10 protein-coding genes are annotated in these 16,536 nt (G+C 57.3%); 3 read left to right on the top strand and 7 right to left on the bottom strand.

Translation table 11 applies throughout. The features are described 5' to 3' along the window. Positions 1–51: 51 nt before the first annotated feature. The gene (locus GUC22_RS06415) at positions 52–3,327 is read right to left on the bottom strand and encodes a DUF5107 domain-containing protein (protein WP_064410817.1); all 3,276 of its coding nucleotides are present in this window, start codon (positions 3,325–3,327) and stop codon (positions 52–54) included. Between the two features lie 112 nt (positions 3,328–3,439). Here GUC22_RS06415 and GUC22_RS06410 point away from each other — a divergent pair, with 112 nt between their 5' ends. After that, on the top strand, positions 3,440–4,636 hold the full coding sequence (locus GUC22_RS06410) for an ROK family transcriptional regulator (RefSeq protein WP_004134920.1): 1,197 nt from the start codon (positions 3,440–3,442) through the stop codon (positions 4,634–4,636). Between the two features lie 73 nt (positions 4,637–4,709). Further along, on the top strand, positions 4,710–5,132 hold the full coding sequence (locus tag GUC22_RS06405; RefSeq protein ID WP_004123642.1) for a DoxX family protein: 423 nt from the start codon (positions 4,710–4,712) through the stop codon (positions 5,130–5,132). Positions 5,133–5,188: 56 nt separating this feature from the next. Here the strand turns inward: GUC22_RS06405 and glyA are convergent, their stop codons facing one another. Next, a complete protein-coding gene (glyA, locus tag GUC22_RS06400; RefSeq protein WP_004134918.1) occupies positions 5,189–6,442 on the bottom strand; it encodes a serine hydroxymethyltransferase in 1,254 nt (417 codons plus the stop codon). 325 nt (positions 6,443–6,767) lie between these two features. Here glyA and hmpA point away from each other — a divergent pair, with 325 nt between their 5' ends. Next, on the top strand, positions 6,768–7,958 hold the full coding sequence (gene hmpA, locus GUC22_RS06395; RefSeq protein WP_154954887.1) for an NO-inducible flavohemoprotein: 1,191 nt from the start codon (positions 6,768–6,770) through the stop codon (positions 7,956–7,958). 91 nt (positions 7,959–8,049) lie between these two features. Here hmpA and glnB read toward each other — a convergent pair whose 3' ends face one another. From glnB to purL, 5 genes are all read right to left on the bottom strand, one after another. Continuing rightward, the gene (glnB, locus tag GUC22_RS06390) at positions 8,050–8,388 is read right to left on the bottom strand and encodes a nitrogen regulatory protein P-II (protein ID WP_002914032.1); all 339 of its coding nucleotides are present in this window, start codon (positions 8,386–8,388) and stop codon (positions 8,050–8,052) included. A gap of 65 nt (positions 8,389–8,453) precedes the next feature. Then, positions 8,454–9,791: a two-component system response regulator GlrR gene (gene glrR / locus GUC22_RS06385; RefSeq protein ID WP_024359365.1), complete on the bottom strand. Its 1,338-nt coding sequence runs from the start codon at positions 9,789–9,791 to the stop codon at positions 8,454–8,456. Next, entirely contained in the window at positions 9,778–10,482 is a 705-nt protein-coding gene (qseG, locus tag GUC22_RS06380) for a two-component system QseEF-associated lipoprotein QseG (RefSeq protein WP_049085699.1), read from the bottom strand. The genes glrR and qseG overlap by 14 nt, the downstream gene beginning before the upstream one ends. A gap of 13 nt (positions 10,483–10,495) precedes the next feature. Further along, positions 10,496–11,932: a sensor histidine kinase gene (locus GUC22_RS06375; RefSeq protein ID WP_098067321.1), complete on the bottom strand. Its 1,437-nt coding sequence runs from the start codon at positions 11,930–11,932 to the stop codon at positions 10,496–10,498. 563 nt (positions 11,933–12,495) lie between these two features. Continuing rightward, positions 12,496–16,383 (bottom strand): phosphoribosylformylglycinamidine synthase, encoded by a 3,888-nt coding sequence (purL, locus tag GUC22_RS06370; protein ID WP_098363442.1) that lies wholly within the window; start codon positions 16,381–16,383, stop codon positions 12,496–12,498. Between the last annotated feature and the right edge of the window lie 153 nt (positions 16,384–16,536).

The following is a 16,536-nucleotide window of genomic DNA, read 5'->3' as shown; positions in this document are numbered from 1 at the left end:
CCAGGCCCGCCCGTTTCAGGTTCAGGTTCAGGTTCAGGTTCAGGTTCAGGTTCAGGAAAACATGCCGCTTTGCAGGGCGTGACGAATCAAATGCGCCTTATCATGAGCCGGGTTCAGCTGCAGCAGTTGCTGCATCGCCTGCTGGCTGGCGGATAAGTTGCCCAGCCCCAGATGGCCCAACGCTTCAATAAACAAACAGTGCTGCTGGTGCTGCTGCTGCGCTGAGACATCAAGCACCACCAAATCCGGGAGAGAGACGGCAAAAAAGTCGGCTTGCGGAACGTCATCCCGATGCTGCCCGGCCCAGGCGATAAAATTCTGGAAGTGCTGCTCGGCCTGCGCCGGGTTACCGCCCTTACGCAGCGCGATGCCCTGCCAGAAAAGGTAATCAGCGGGCTGATCGTTGTAGTAACGCCCGGCGTCCAGCGTTGAGCCTCCTTGTAGGGCAAGCTGGTAATATTCTGCTGCCTGCTGTGCATCCCCAGCCTGTTCCGCGCAGTAGCCCAGCAAATACCAGATATCGTTGTCCGTCTGCCCGGGCAGTCGCCCCTCCCCCAGATTATCGGGATAGCGTAATGCGTCTTTCAGACAGTGCGCGGCCTGCGTAAACGCCTCGCGTTCGATAAACTGCAAAGCCCGATGCAGCTGATTGAGCAAATACTGACCGGTGATTCTCCCTTCCCCGCCTTCCCAGGGATGAAACACGCGCGTACCGAGAATAGCGGCGGCATTGGCATAATGGCCGGCCGCGTTCCACAGGCTTAGCAGCTCAGCGGTCAGATCGTCCCGCTTCAGCACCACCGCTTTGCGCGCCGCCAGCGTTTCCAGTCGTTCGTTTACCGGCGTACCCAGCGATTTTTTCAGGAAATCAAGCTCAAAGAGGAAGCGCGCATTTTCGGGCTCAAGCTCTACGGCCCGCTGCAGATAAGCCAGCGCCTGCGCGGCATCCTGTTGTTTGTTCCAGGCGTAGACCCCGAGCAGGCGATGAGCGGGCGCGTAGTCGGGAGATTTTTCCAGCGTCTCGCGCCAGCAGCTGACCGCCTCTTCATAGCGACGTTTGCTGTACCAGAAACAACCGAGCAGATAGCGGGCAAAAGCGCTATCGCTCAGAGTTTGCAGCATCCGGACTTCATCGAGCGTATTGGGGAAACGCACTTTTTGCGGATGGCAGCGCTCGGCTTCGGCAATTAACTGTTGCCGTTTATTCGCGTCATCACTTAACGAGGCGCGCCACAGCATCGGCAGCGCTTCCTGGCAATCCAGAACCTCAAGCACCTCCTTCGCCGCCTGCTTCTGACCGATGGAGAGCAGCCAGCCCGCCAGCAGGCTGCCGTTGATCCCTCTGCGCCCCGTTACCCGCAGCAGGTTCTCTCGCGCTTCGTCGCCGGGCTCAATCATCCAGCGCACGCAGTGCAGCGGATAGCTCAACGGGTATGGTTTAAGGCAGGCGAAAATATACTCCTGCGCCGCTTTCGTCCGCCCGCTCTTCGCTAACGCCAGCGCTTTCAGCCCCATAGCCAGATGGTTGCTGGCGTTGAACTGCAGGCTGGTGTTGACCTTTTCCAGCGCGTCGACCGTATCACCGCGCTTCATCGCCAGCCGCGCCAGCGCCCACCATGCAGCATCGCGGCAGTTACCGCTCCAGGATGCTTTGTAATAGTGATCCCAGGCGCCTTGTTCATCTCCCTGCCTTTCCAGCGCGCTGGCAAGCAGCATACTGGCTTCGCCATCGCGCGGATTTTTATTCAGACGATGAGCGCGAAGTAGCGCGGCGCGGGCACATTGCTCCGCTAAAACCCAGTCGGCCTGGTTAAACGCCAGCGTCCCGAGAGCAACATTATTACGATAATCCTGCGGATCGAGGGCTATCGCCCGGCGATAGTAATCTGCGGCATAGCGGCTGGCGTGATTGTATTGTTCAAGATGCTGGCCGATAAAATAGAGCTCATCACCGTTGTGAATCTCTTCAGGCATCGCCGGCGCAGAGGCCGGTTCGGGCAGCGACGTCTGCTGAGTAATATGTTCGCGATAATCCAGCAGCAGCTGGTTGTCTGCGGTTTTTACCTTAATGGTCAAACGACCGGCGTCATTTTGCGGCAGCGTATGCCGCCAGCTCTCTCCCGGCTTCAGCGTAAGCTGAGTCTCATACAGCGGCTGCTTTTCCGCGCTGAGTTCAACAACAATATTTTCCAGCGGCGCAATGGCGTAAACGCCGAGCTGCAGCTGCTCAGAATCGCGAACCAGCTTCAGCGCCAGCTGCGTATTGGCATTTTGCACCATCCCCAGCTCGCTATAGGGAAGGAAATTTTGCACAAACACCTTCTCTTCATAAGGCGCAAGCCAGGTAAAGTCAGGCTGGTTATCGGTGTAGACGCCGGTCATTAGCTCAATATAGGGGCCGTTTTCATCCGTCAGATTGCGGTCCCACGCCTGGCCAAAGTCGCCATAGCCCCAGCTCCACTGTTTTTTGCCCGGCGAAACGTGGTGGTCGGCGACATGCAGTAGCCCACCGCGCTCGTCGTGGTGATAAGCGCCGACAAAATCGTAGTCCGATTTCTCCGCCATATACGAGGTGGGTACAGGAACGTTTTTATAACGGGAGATATCGACGCCCGCAGAATAGTCGACTTTGTAGTAGGTGCCGGTGGCAATAGGGAAAGCGGAAACATCACGCTTGCCGTGATCGAACACGGCGGTGACGTCGGGCGGAAAAACGCTCTGATGAGCATCGCCGCCTTTTACCGCCGGGTTGGCCCACCACAGGAAATGACGCGGCGTGGCGTTACCGTTAAAGACCTTGCCGGTAATTTCAATCAGCGCGCGGTCAGGATAAAGTGTAAACCCGGTCATGACCTGCAAACCGCGCATGGGCTCCGCTTCCCCCATCCATACGGTCTGCACGCCGTTTTCCCCGCACTGGATCGAAAAGTCGACCGGCATAAAGGTCGTCGGGCGATGATGCTGCGGCCAGTTGAACTCGATACCGCCGGAGATCCAGGGCCCCAGCAGCCCCACCAGGGCGGGCTTCACCACTTCATTGTAATACACGAAATCGCGCTGTTTAACCTTGTCATACGCCCGATGTATACGGCCGCCGAGTTCCGGTAACAGCATAATTCGAATGAAATCATTCTCCATCCATACTGCCTGATAATCGCGCATCTCACGTTCGCCGGTCAGGGTGTCAATCACGCCGTAGGGATAGACGTTACCGGAAGAACCTTGATAAACGCGTTTTTCCAGAAACATGGGATTCGGATCCTCCGCCCCCGTTGTCCACGTAGGTAATGTAATTATTTCCTGCCAGACCTTAACCGAACCGTACATGACGCCTCCACTAAACAAAGTAAGGTAAAATTCGCTATGGGAGGAGTTTATATCGTCACTTAGCTGCTAAAATGCGCAATGCTCACGCAATATAGTTAAGGGAGTTAAGTGTATGCAGCGTACCGGTTTAAATAACGCCCGGGTCAGACAGACCAATAAATCCATTTTTCTGGCTCATCTCTGGCGGGAGAAGCAGCTGAGTAAATCCCAGCTTTCTCAGCTCACCGGACTCTCTATTCCGGCGGTGAGCAATATTCTTGAAGAGCTGCTCAGCGAGGGACTGATCGACCATTCCACGGAAAAAATGAGCAAACGCGGAATGAACAGCGGAAGCTACCAGATCCCCGCGCGCGGAGCCTGGACGCTATGCATGAATATCACGCCAACCAGTATTGAGTATCAGCTTGCCGACGCCCGTCTACTGGCAGTTGACGGCTGCCAGCATGTGCCCATCGACGCGCCTACGCCGCAGGCCCTGCTGGAGAGCATTATTGCATGCTGGCGGCGTATCCACCGTCTCTACCCGCAGCACAGTATTCATCTCGCGCTTGGCGTCCATGGTCAGGTAGATCCGATAACCGGCGTTTCACAAACCATGCCCCAGGCGCGCTGGAAAACGCCGATTGAAATAAAGTATCTGCTGGAAGAACAGCTCGGCGTGCAGGTGCGGGTAGATAATGACTGCGTGATGCTGGCGCTGGCCGAGAAATGGCAGCATCAGGGCCCACAACCGGATTTTTGCGTGATCAACGTCGATTACGGTATTGGCTCATCGTTTGTGATTAACGATCAGATTTATCGAGGAAGCCTCTACGGCAGCGGGCAGATTGGTCACACGATTGTGAATCCTGACGGCAAGGCCTGCGACTGCGGCAGATACGGCTGTCTTGAAACCGTAGCCTCCCTCAGCGCGTTGAAAAAACAGGCGCGAATGTGGCTCAAAACCCAGCCTGAGGCGCAGCGCTCCCCGGAGCAGTTAACCACGGCATCGCTCATTGAAGCCTGGGAAAAGGGGGACGTGCATATTCGCGCATGGGTTGACAGCGCGGCCAACGCCATTGGCTTAAGCCTTTATAATTTCTTGAATATTTTGAATATTAATCAGATCTGGCTATACGGTCGCAGCTGTGCCTTTGGCGAACAGTGGCTGGAAAGTATCGTTAAACAAACCGGCTTTAATCCCTTTGACCACGGCGATACGCCGCGAGCGCACGCCACTCAAATCGGCTTTGGCACACTGACCCGCGCCCAGCAGCTGATGGGGATCGGTTATCTGTATGTTGAGGAGCAACTGCAGACGCTACGTTAATCGTCAGGGGACGTGGCGGAGCGCAAATTTGTGTATTACGTTTAAATCACACGTCTCTCATAACGAGCTGATCATGAACACTCTACGCTACTTTGACTTTGGTTCCTCCCGCTCTCTGCTGCTGCTGATTGCGCGTATCGCGGTAGTGGTGCTGTTTATTCTTTTCGGTTATCCCAAGCTGCTCGGCTTTAGCGGCACGGTGCAGTATATGGCCTCCTCCGGCGCGCCGATGCCAACGCTTGCGGCCATCATTGCCATTATTATGGAGGTGCCGGCGGCCATTTTAATTGTGCTGGGCTTTTTCACCCGCCCTCTGGCGGTGATCTTCATTTTTTATACTCTTGGCACCGCGGTAATAGGCCATCACTACTGGGATATGTCTGGCGATGCGGTGCTGCCGAATATGATTAACTTCTGGAAAAACGTCAGCATTGCCGGCGCCTTCCTGCTGCTGGCAATAACCGGGCCCGGCGCTATTTCCCTCGATCGACGCTAATCTTCAGACGCAAAAAAGGCCGCGATTGCGGCCTTTTTAATTTTAACGGCTAACGATTACGCATAAACCGGGAAGCGGGAGCAGATGTCCAGCACTTTGCCCTTCACGCGCTCAATGACCGCTTCATCATTGATGTTGTCCAGCACGTCGCACATCCAGCCGGCCAGCTCTTTCACTTCCGCTTCTTTAAAGCCGCGACGGGTGACCGCCGGAGAACCGATACGGATACCGGAGGTCACAAACGGGCTTTTCGGATCGTTCGGTACGCTGTTTTTGTTGACCGTGATGTTGGCGCGACCCAGCGCAGCGTCAGCTTCTTTACCGGTCAGGTTTTTATCCACCAGATCCAGCAGGAACAGATGGTTTTCAGTGCCGCCAGAAACCACTTTGTAGCCGCGGTTCAGGAACACTTCGACCATCGCTTTGGCGTTTTTCGCTACCTGCTGCTGGTAAACTTTGAACTCTGGCTCCATCGCTTCTTTCAGCGCAACCGCTTTGGCCGCAATAACGTGCATCAGCGGGCCGCCCTGAGCGCTCGGGAATACGGCGGAGTTCAGTTTTTTGTACAGTTCTTCGCTACCGCCTTTCGCCAGGATCAGGCCGCCGCGCGGACCCGCCAGGGTTTTGTGGGTGGTGGTAGTCACGACGTGAGCATGCGGAACCGGGTTCGGGTACACGCCTGCGGCAATCAGGCCGGCAACGTGGGCCATGTCAACGAACAGGTATGCGCCAATGCTGTCAGCGATTTCGCGCATTTTTGCCCAGTCAACGATACCGGAGTAGGCAGAGAAACCGCCGATAATCATCTTCGGTTTGTGTTCCTGAGCCTGCTTCGCCATATCTTCGTAGTCAATTTTGCCGGACTCATCAATGCCGTAAGGAATGATGTTATACAGTTTGCCTGAGAAGTTAACCGGAGAACCGTGAGTCAGGTGACCGCCTTGCGCCAGGTTCATACCCAGAACGGTGTCGCCCGGCTGCAGCAGAGCGGTATAGACCGCGAAGTTGGCCTGGGAACCGGAGTGCGGCTGCACGTTAGCGTAGTCAGCGCCAAACAGCTCTTTCGCGCGGTCGATAGCCAGTTGCTCCACGATATCGACGTATTCACAGCCGCCGTAGTAGCGCTTACCCGGATAGCCTTCAGCGTATTTGTTAGTCAGCTGAGAGCCCTGCGCCTGCATAACGCGTGGGCTGGTGTAGTTTTCGGAGGCGATCAGTTCGATGTGCTCTTCCTGACGTACTTTTTCTTGCTCCATAGCCTGCCACAGTTCGGCATCATAATCGGCAATGTTCATTTCACGCTTTAACATCCGCATCTCCTGACTCAGCTAACAATAGAATTTCGGCCTTAAAAGGCGGTCCGATTGGACAACGGCCCACAGTATAACTGAATCATTCTGTGATAACAGGTCTTGACAAAGGATTTTACGCAAACGATTGGCTCCGCGTAACACAAGGCTTTGAGCAATAAAGCTCCTGCAATTATCAACGGATTTGTTTTCAGGTTTGTGATGCGAATATTTCATGTTGTCACTACCGTAGGGCAAAGCGTTAAAGAACCATTTACAAAGCAGGGGTATTTTTATAAGATGCATCTAAAATACATCATTAAGATAACCTACAAAGGAAGCTGCTATGCTCGACGCGCAAACCATCGCTACGGTGAAAGCCACCATCCCCCTGCTGGTTGAAACCGGTCCGAAACTGACCGCCCATTTTTACGACCGGATGTTTGCTCATAATCCTGAACTCAAAGAAATCTTCAATATGAGCAATCAGCGCAACGGCGACCAGCGCGAGGCGCTGTTCAATGCTATTGCCGCCTATGCCAGCAATCTTGAGAACCTGCCTGCCCTGCTGCCGGCGGTGGAAAAAATCGCCCAGAAGCATACCAGCTTCCAGATCCAGCCCGAGCAGTACAACATTGTCGGTACCCACCTGCTGGCCACTCTTGACGAAATGTTCAGCCCCGGCCAGGAAGTGCTGGATGCCTGGGGCAAGGCTTACGGCGTACTGGCCAACGTCTTTATTAACCGTGAGGCGCAAATCTACCGCGAAAGCGCCAGCAAAACCGGCGGCTGGGAAGGCACCCGCGCATTCCGCATCGTCAAAAAAACGCCGCGCAGCGCGCTGATTACCAGCTTTGAATTTGAGCCGGTCGACGGCGGCGCGGTAGCGGAATATCATCCAGGCCAGTATCTGGCGGTCTGGCTGAAGCCGGAAGGTTTTCCGCATCAGGAAATTCGCCAGTACTCCCTGACCCGCAAACCCGACGGCAAAGGCTATCGCATTGCGGTTAAGCGCGAAAACGGCGGGCAGGTGTCGAACTGGCTGCACGATTCTGCGCAAGAAGGCGATGTGTTTTATCTGGCGGCACCAGCGGGGGATTTCTTCCTCAACGTGGCGCCAGAAACGCCGGTCACGCTGCTCTCCGGCGGCGTGGGGCAGACGCCGATGCTGGCGATGCTTGACGTACTGGCGAAAGCGCAGCATCCGGCGCAGGTGAACTGGTTCCATGCGGCAGAGAACGGCGACGTGCACGCCTTCGCGGACGAAGTGAAAGCGCTGGGTGAAACGCTGCCGAAGTTTACTTCTCACGTCTGGTACCGCAGTCCGAGCGAAGCGGACCGTCAGGCGGACGCGTTTGATAGCGAAGGTTTGATGGATTTATCGGCCCTGGCCGACAAGATCGGCGACCCGCAGATGCAGTTCTATCTCTGCGGCCCGGTGGCGTTTATGCAATTTGCCGCGCAGCAGCTGGTTGAATTGGGAGTCAATAAGGACAACATCCATTACGAATGTTTCGGGCCGCATAAGGTGCTGTAACCCGGTATAATAACCCCGGTGGCGGTGCGCTTACCGGGGCTACAAATCTGGATGGAATTGAAGTTCTTAAGCCATCATCCGTTTTTTAAGCTTAAATCGCCGCGTCGTCTTCTTCGCCGGTGCGGATACGAATCACGCGCGCGACATCGAAGACAAAGATTTTACCGTCGCCGATTTTGCCGGTCTGCGCCGTACGGATGATGGTATCCACGCAGGTGTCGACGATATCATCGGTAACAACGATTTCGATTTTCACTTTCGGCAGAAAATCAACCATATACTCTGCGCCGCGATACAGCTCGGTATGCCCCTTCTGACGACCAAAGCCTTTCACTTCCGTTACCGTCATCCCGGTGATGCCGACTTCGGCCAGCGCTTCACGCACGTCATCCAGTTTGAAGGGTTTAATAATCGCATCAATCTTTTTCATGGTGTTCCTGTTTTAGTCGCGTAACCGGTTGCTAACCGTATCATAACTTGCGCCATCATCCGGAGCTACTCTTTAAAGTCGTTAGCGTCGAGCTCGTGGCGCGACAGCAGCTTATAAAATTCGGTGCGGTTGCGCCCCGCCATCCGCGCCGCATGCGTGACGTTGCCTTTGGTAATTTGCAGCAGCTTGCGCAGGTAATTGAGCTCAAACTGGTTCCGCGCCTCGACAAACGTCGGCAGCGCGGTGTTTTCCCCTTCCAGCGCCTGTTCCACCAGCGCGTCGCTAATGACCGGCGAAGAGGTCAGCGCCACGCACTGCTCAATCACGTTCACCAGCTGGCGCACGTTGCCCGGCCATTTGGCGGCCATCAGCCGCTTCATCGCATCCGTGGAGAATGCGCGTACAAAGGGTTTATGGCGATCGGCAGACTGGCGCAGCAGATGGTTCGCCAGCAGCGGAATATCTTCCGTACGCTCGGCCAGCGGCGGGATTTTCAGGTTCACCACGTTCAGGCGGTAAAACAGATCTTCGCGAAACTCGCCGCGCGCCATCGCTTTTGGCAGGTCGCGATGGGTCGCAGAAATAATCCGCACATCAATGTCGATATCGCGATTGCTGCCCAGCGGGCGGACTTTACGCTCTTGTAAAACGCGCAGCAGTTTTACCTGTAACGCCACCGGCATATCGCCGATCTCATCCAGAAACAGCGTGCCGCCTTCCGCGGCCTGAAATAGCCCCTCCCGGTTGCTGACCGCGCCGGTAAAGGCGCCGCGCGCATGGCCGAATAGCTCCGACTCCAGCAGCTGTTCGGGGAGCGCGCCGCAGTTAATAGCGACAAAGGGTTTGTCCCGGCGCGGGCTGGCGTTATGGATGGCCTGGGCGATAATCTCCTTGCCGGTACCGCTCTGGCCGTTAATCAGCACGCTGACGTCCGACTGCGCCACCATCCCGGCCTGCTCCAGCAGGCGCTCCATCAGCGGGCTACGGGTCACAATCGCCTGGCGCCAGCGCTCATCGGTCGTCGGCGCGCTCTGCTCCAGCGCGTCATCAATGGCTTTATACAGGGCGTCTTTATCCACCGGCTTGGTGAGAAAGCTAAACACACCCTGCTGGGTCGCGGCGACGGCGTCCGGAATGGAACCGTGCGCGGTGAGAATAATCACCGGCATTCCCGGCTGCACCTTCTGGATTTCGCTGAACAGCTGAAGGCCGTCCATCTCGTCCATCCGCAGATCGCTGACCACCAGATCCACTTTGTCACGGCCCAGCATGCGCAGCGCCTCCGGCCCGCTCTCGGCGGTCAGCACGCTGTATCCTTCGCTGACAAGACGCATGCCCAGCAGCTTCAGCAGGCCCGGATCGTCGTCCACTAACAGCAGGCGGGCGGGTTTACGGATCGTCATGAATCACCTCCGGGACTTTATCGCTGCCGTGCCCGGCGTCTGAGCTAAAGTTCCCGCCGGGTTTACGGCTGGAGAGCTGACGCTCGATATCGGTGAGATTCTCCAGCTTGCGGGTCGTCAGCTCGAGCTGATTGCGTAATTCAATTTCCTGCTGACGCAGCGTCTCAAGCTCCGCATCGCTTGACTGCTGCAGTTTGGCGTAGCGGGAGCGCTCGTCAATCAGCTGAAGCTGCCGGCCCTGGGCATCGCGCCAGAGCTGATAGAGCGGGCGAACCTGGGCGGCAATTTGCGGGCTAAAGGTATCCAGGCTGGCCACCAGATCGCGACGCTCATTGGGCGTGATTTTGGCATCGGCCAGCAAAATGCCGCGCTTAAAGGCATCCTGCCAGCTGTTGGCATCGTGCTGCCGGGCTTCAGCCCGCGCCTGTACCGGAGCAAGGCGATCCGCGCAGTCAATTCCCCGCAGCCAGTACAGCGGGTTTTTATCGCTGGCCTCGCTCTGCAGGGTCCAGATGTCGGCGCACTCGACCGAAAGAAAATCGGCGACCTGGTGCTGCGGCAGCGCGGAGAGCGTTTTGCCATCCGCAGCGTGTGGTGATGTAGAGGCGGAACATCCCGCCAGCGCCAGGCACGAAATGCCTGACAGCAGCCATCCCCTGAGGGGACGGACAAGTGCGAAGAAGTGGGACATAATCACCCGATAGTTATACGTTATTTTTTCCAGACTCGGCGACGGGGAGCGTGATACGAAAACAGATTAGCCCGGATTTATCATCAACCAGGCTCAGCTCGCCCTGCATTTGCCGTACACAGTCGCGGGCAATGCTCAGCCCCAGACCGCTGCCTTTTACCGCCCCTTTACGCTGGTGGCTTCCCTGATAAAAAGGCTCAAAAATCATGTTTCTCTCTGCGGGCGGGATCGGCTCGCCGTTGTTAATGACGTCAATGCGCACCTGCTCGCCGTGCCGATAGCTATGGAATCGAATGTTACCGGATTCAGCACCATAGTGCACCGCATTGGAGTAGAGATTATCCAGTACGCTCACCAGCAGAGCAGGCTCCGCTTCGCAAAAACGCTCGCTGAGCGCCAGTTCGGTATGCATCATTTTAGCTCTTGCCGGCAGGCTGTGGGCGGAAACCACGTTTTCCACCAGTTCGGCCAGGTTGACCGTCTCGCGCGCAATCGGGCCATCGGCCTGTTTGCGGTTGTAGTCCAGCAGCTGCTCAATCAGCTTTTGCAGGTTGCGGCTGCTGTTATCCAGAATCTCCACGATCTCCTGCTGCTCGGGCGTCAGCGGCCCGGCCACCCGGTCGGCAAGCAGCTCTGTCCCTTCGCGCATGCTGGCCAGCGGCGTTTTCAGCTCATGGGAAAGATGGCGCAGGAACTGATGCCGCTGGGATTCCAGCCAGGCAAGGCGTTCGCTCAGCCAGATAATGCGTTTGCCGACGGAGCGCAACTCGCGCGGACCGGTAAACAGCGCGGCGTCATCCAGGGATTTTCCCTCCCCCAGCCGGTTAATCATTCTCTCAATGCCCTTCACCGGGCCGATAATCATGCGGGTAAAAAGCAGCACCAGCGCCAGGCTGAGCAGAAACAGCACCAGCGCCTGCCAGCCGAAGAACTGACCGCGCTCGGCGATTTCCTGCTGCAGCTGCTGCCCGCGCGAATAGACCACCGTTCGGGTCGCCTGAACCATGTCGCTATTGGCGGAGGCAAACGCTTCCAGGCTGGCGGCTGACTTCGCCGCCGGACCGCTATTTTTACACTGCAGCTCCGCCAGATCGTCGAGATCCTGACGCAACGCCCGCCAGATTTTCTCATCAGGCAGGACGCCCGCGTGAGCATCGAGCATTTCACTGTAGCGTTGGCGCTGATTCTGGTAGACCCGCGCCAGCGTCGGATCGTCCAGCACGCAGTACTGACGGTAGCTACGTTCCATCTCCAGCGATGCGTTAATCATCGCTTCGCTGCGGCGGGCATCGATAAGCGTGGTACGGTTGATATGCGCCGCCTGCGCGCTCAGCGCGTTGAGGCTTTGCCACGCCTGCCATGCCAGCACCAGCAGCGGAAGCAAGATCAGCACGAAGGATAGCGTGACCAGCTGGCGCAGCGAACGGGGAAAAAGGGAGAGTCGCTTCAAGGATAGTGTCTCAATCATTAGCTCATGACGATGCTAACTGAGGACGCAAGAAACATCTACGCCAGAAATAATAAAGCCAGGCTACGGGAGCCTGGCTTTATTAAGCAATGAGGCGGTGCCTTACTCGACGTTTCGCCCGATGACTGATAAAGCAGAGCTGTTATCAGGAGTTGGACGGCAGGCACCTGTTTGTGCGTCATTCGAAGTTTATGTAGCGCGTCCCGAAGGGGCTGACATAAGAAGGTGAATGAGCCACTGGTTATAATTATGCACGAACTATGCCACATCTCAAAACATTTTATTAACACAATGAAATATAATACCTTTTTACTATTCAAGCGTATAAATAATGATGATCGTTTTTTGCGCAAAGTGTCGCTAATTAGCAACACCGGATGAATGGTTTAGCAATGCTATTATAAATCAACAGGTTAAATGTCTCCTTTTGACGACATCGCTATAGCGCGTTTGTCGGCGATCCCCGACACCTTTTGCCGATGAGCTTCACAAATAAAAAAGCCTCCTGCGCGGGCAGGAGGCTTAATGCGATTCGCGAACGGTTTTTAGCCCAGCTGTTTACGCGCGTTGCGGAAAATACGCATCCACGGGCTGTCTTCGCCCCAGTTTTCCGGGTGCCAGGAGTTCGACACGGTACGGAACACGCGCTCCGGGTGCGGCATCATAATGGTCGCGCGCCCGCTTTCGCTGGTCACCGCGGTGATGCCGTTCGGCGACCCGTTCGGGTTAGCCGGATAGTTTTCCGTCACTTTACCGAAGTTATCGACGAAGCGCAGCGCCACCAGGCCTTTGCTTTCCAGCTGCGCCAGATGCGCGCCATCGCGGACTTCGACCTGCCCTTCACCGTGGGATACGGCAATCGGCATCATCGATCCCACCATTCCCTGCAGCAGCAGCGACGGGCTCTGGGTCACCTCAACCAGGCTGAAGCGCGCTTCAAAGCGGTCTGACTGGTTACGCACAAAGCGCGGCCACAGGTCGCTGCCCGGGATCAGCTCGCGCAGGTTAGACATCATCTGGCAGCCGTTGCACACGCCCAGCGCCAGGGTTTGCGGACGATGGAAGAAAGTGGCAAATTCGTCGCGAACGCGTTCATTGAACAGGATTGATTTCGCCCAGCCCTCACCGGCGCCTAAAACGTCACCGTAGGAGAAGCCGCCGCAGGCCACCAGCGCCTGGAAGTCAGCAAGACCGGTACGGCCCGCCAGCAGGTCGCTCATGTGCACGTCGATGGCATCAAAGCCGGCACGATGGAACGCTGCCGCCATTTCAACGTGGGAGTTTACGCCCTGCTCGCGCAGCACCGCGACCTTCGGACGCGCGCCGGTGGCAATATAAGGCGCCGCGATATCCTCATTGATATCGAAGGAGAGCTTCACGTTGAGGCCCGGATCGGCGTCGTTGGCTTTCGCCTCGTGCTCCTGGTCGGCGCACTCCGGGTTATCGCGCAGACGCTGCATTTGCCAGGTGGTTTCCGCCCACCACATGCGCAGCGTTGTGCGGCTTTCGCTGAATAGCGGATGACCGTCGGCCTCGATGACAAAGCGATCGCCCGCCGTAGCCTGGCCAAGATAGTGAACACAATCCGCCAGACCATGAGCGGCCAGCTGCGCTTCCACCGCCTGGCGGTCGGCGGCACGTACCTGAATCACGCCGCCAAGCTCTTCGTTAAACAGCGCGGCCAGACGATCCTCGCCGAGCGCGGCGATATCAACCTTGACGCCGCAGTGGCCGGTAAAGGCCATCTCGGCCAGCGTGACCAGCAGGCCGCCGTCAGACCGGTCGTGCCACGCCAGCAGCTTACCTTCAGCCACCAGCGCCTGCATCGCATCCCAGAAGCCTTTCAGCTGCGCGACATCGCGAACGTCGGCAGTCACATCGCCAAGCTGACGGTAAACCTGCGCCAGCGCGGTCGCGCCCAGGGCATTGTTCCCCTTGCCTAAATCAATCAGCAGCAGGGCGTTATCAACGGTTGCGAGCTGCGGGGTGACGGTACGGCGTACGTCTTCCACGCGGGCAAAGGCGGAAATCACCAGCGACAGCGGAGAGGTCATCTCGCGCTGTTCGGTACCTTCCTGCCAGCGGGTTTTCATCGACATGGAGTCTTTACCCACCGGAATGGTCAGTCCCAGGGCCGGACAAAGCTCTTCGCCAATCGCTTTTACCGCTTCATATAACCCGGCGTCTTCGCCCGGGTGACCGGCTGCGGCCATCCAGTTTGCCGACAACTTCACGCGATTGAGCGCGCCAATCTGCGTCGCCGCGATGTTGGTCAGCGCCTCGCCGACCGCCAGACGGGCGGAAGCGGCAAAGTCCAGCAGCGCCACCGGCGCGCGTTCGCCAATAGACATGGCTTCGCCGTAATAGCTGTCAAGGCTGGCGGTAGTCACCGCGCAGTTAGCCACCGGGATCTGCCACGGCCCCACCATCTGATCGCGCGCCACCATACCGGTGACGGTGCGGTCGCCGATGGTGACGAGGAAGGTTTTCTCCGCCACGGTCGGCAGGTGCAGCACGCGATTCACCGCGTCGGCAATAGTGATTTCCTGACGTACCAGACTCTGGCCCTGGGCTTTCAGCGTCTGCACGTCGCGGGTCATTTTCGGCGTTTTGCCCAGCAGCACGTCAAGCGGCAGGTCGATCGGGCGATCGTCAAAATGGCTATCGTCGAGGCTCAAATGCAGCGCTTCGGTGGCTTCGCCAATCACCGCGTACGGCGCGCGTTCGCGGCGGCACAGCTCATCAAACAGCGGCAGTTGCTCCGGCGCGACCGCCAGCACATAACGTTCCTGCGATTCGTTACACCAGATCTCCAGCGGGCTCATGCCCGGCTCATCGCTGAGGATATCGCGCAGTTGGAATTTACCGCCGCGTCCGCCGTCGCTGACCAGTTCCGGCATCGCGTTCGACAGACCGCCGGCGCCGACGTCGTGGATAAACAGAATCGGGTTGGCGTCGCCCAGTTGCCAACAGCGGTCGATAACTTCCTGGCAGCGACGTTCCATCTCCGGGTTATCGCGCTGTACAGAGGCAAAATCCAGATCGGCATCAGACTGGCCGGAGGCCATTGAAGAGGCCGCCCCGCCGCCGAGGCCGATGTTCATCGCCGGGCCGCCGAGAACAATCAGCTTCGCGCCGACGACAACCTCGCCCTTCTGCACGTGTTCGCCGCGAATGTTGCCGATACCGCCCGCCAGCATAATGGGCTTGTGATAGCCGCGCAGCTCTTCGCCGTTGTGGCTGGCGACCTTCTCTTCATAGGTACGGAAGTAGCCGTTAAGCGCCGGACGACCGAATTCGTTGTTAAACGCCGCGCCGCCCAGCGGGCCGTCGGTCATGATATCCAGCGCGGTGACGATGCGATCCGGCTTGCCGAAATCCTCTTCCCACGGCTGTTCAAAACCGGGAATACGCAGGTTCGAAACAGAGAAGCCCACCAGGCCCGCCTTCGGTTTCGCGCCGCGCCCGGTCGCGCCTTCATCACGAATTTCGCCGCCGGAACCGGTCGCCGCGCCCGGCCACGGAGAGATCGCCGTCGGGTGGTTATGGGTTTCGACCTTCATCAGAATATGCGCGTCTTCCTGGTGGAAGTCGTAGCGGCCGGTTTCGTGGTCGGCGAAGTAGCGACCCACGGCTGAACCTTCCATTACCGCGGCGTTGTCTTTATAAGCAGACAGCACGTAGTCCGGGGTTTTCTCAAAGGTGTTTTTGATCATTTTGAACAGCGACTTCGGCTGCTTTTCGCCATCAATGACCCAGTCGGCGTTAAAAATCTTGTGTCGGCAGTGCTCAGAGTTCGCCTGCGCGAACATATAAAGTTCGATATCGTTCGGGTTGCGGCCCAGCTTCTGGAAAGCATCCTGCAAATAGTCGATTTCATCCTCGGCCAGCGCCAGCCCCAGACGGAGGTTGGCGTCAATCAGCGCCTGACGGCCGAGGCCCAGCAGGTCAACGCTGGTGACCGGAGTGGGCTGATGGTGGGCGAAGAGTTTTTCACCCTCTTCCAGCGCCGTGAAGACGCTTTCCATCATGCGGTCATGCAGTTCGGCCGCCACCAGCGACCACTGTTCGTCATTCAGGCTGCCCGCTTCGACGTAATACGCCACGCCGCGTTCCAGACGCACCACCTGAGACAGGCCGCAGTTATGGGCGATGTCGGTAGCTTTAGAAGACCAGGGAGAGATGGTGCCGGGACGGGGGGTAACGAGCAGTAGCTTGCCGGTTGGAGTATGGCTGCTTAGGTTCGGGCCATATTTGAGCAACCTTGCCAGACTCTCGCGATCGTCGCCGCTGAGCGGGGCGCTAAGGTCGGCAAAATGAACGTACTCGGCATATATCGTGCTGACCGGAAGGTTGGCCGCCTGGAAACGTGCCAGCAGTTTATTGATACGGAATGCCGACAGTGCAGGTGAACCACGCAAAATTTCCATCATAAGTCTCTCGTCTTCGAAGCTTTCATGGTGAGCCAGGGGGGAAACGGGCGCCATTATAGTGAATCCTGCGCCCCGACGAAACCGTTTGCGTAGAAATAAAATGATTGCCGGGGTTTATCAATTAATGTGACTCATCTCGCGAATAAGTTGCCA

This window comes from Klebsiella sp. MPUS7, from assembly GCF_009905335.1.
Lineage (GTDB): Bacteria > Pseudomonadota > Gammaproteobacteria > Enterobacterales > Enterobacteriaceae > Klebsiella > Klebsiella grimontii.
Note: the sequence above shows the minus strand (reverse complement) of the source record. Positions and strands in the feature narration are given on the sequence as shown.

Coding starts and splice junctions, on each gene's coding strand:
- qseG (WP_049085699.1), bottom strand. CDS start 10,482: ATGTCCCACTTCTTCGCACTTGTCCGTCCCCTCAGGGGATGGCTGCTG.
- GUC22_RS06410 (WP_004134920.1), top strand. CDS start 3,440: ATGCAGCGTACCGGTTTAAATAACGCCCGGGTCAGACAGACCAATAAA.
- hmpA (WP_154954887.1), top strand. CDS start 6,768: ATGCTCGACGCGCAAACCATCGCTACGGTGAAAGCCACCATCCCCCTG.
- glrR (WP_024359365.1), bottom strand. CDS start 9,791: ATGACGATCCGTAAACCCGCCCGCCTGCTGTTAGTGGACGACGATCCG.
- glnB (WP_002914032.1), bottom strand. CDS start 8,388: ATGAAAAAGATTGATGCGATTATTAAACCCTTCAAACTGGATGACGTG.
- purL (WP_098363442.1), bottom strand. CDS start 16,383: ATGATGGAAATTTTGCGTGGTTCACCTGCACTGTCGGCATTCCGTATC.
- glyA (WP_004134918.1), bottom strand. CDS start 6,442: ATGTTAAAGCGTGAAATGAACATTGCCGATTATGATGCCGAACTGTGG.
- GUC22_RS06405 (WP_004123642.1), top strand. CDS start 4,710: ATGAACACTCTACGCTACTTTGACTTTGGTTCCTCCCGCTCTCTGCTG.
- GUC22_RS06415 (WP_064410817.1), bottom strand. CDS start 3,327: ATGTACGGTTCGGTTAAGGTCTGGCAGGAAATAATTACATTACCTACG.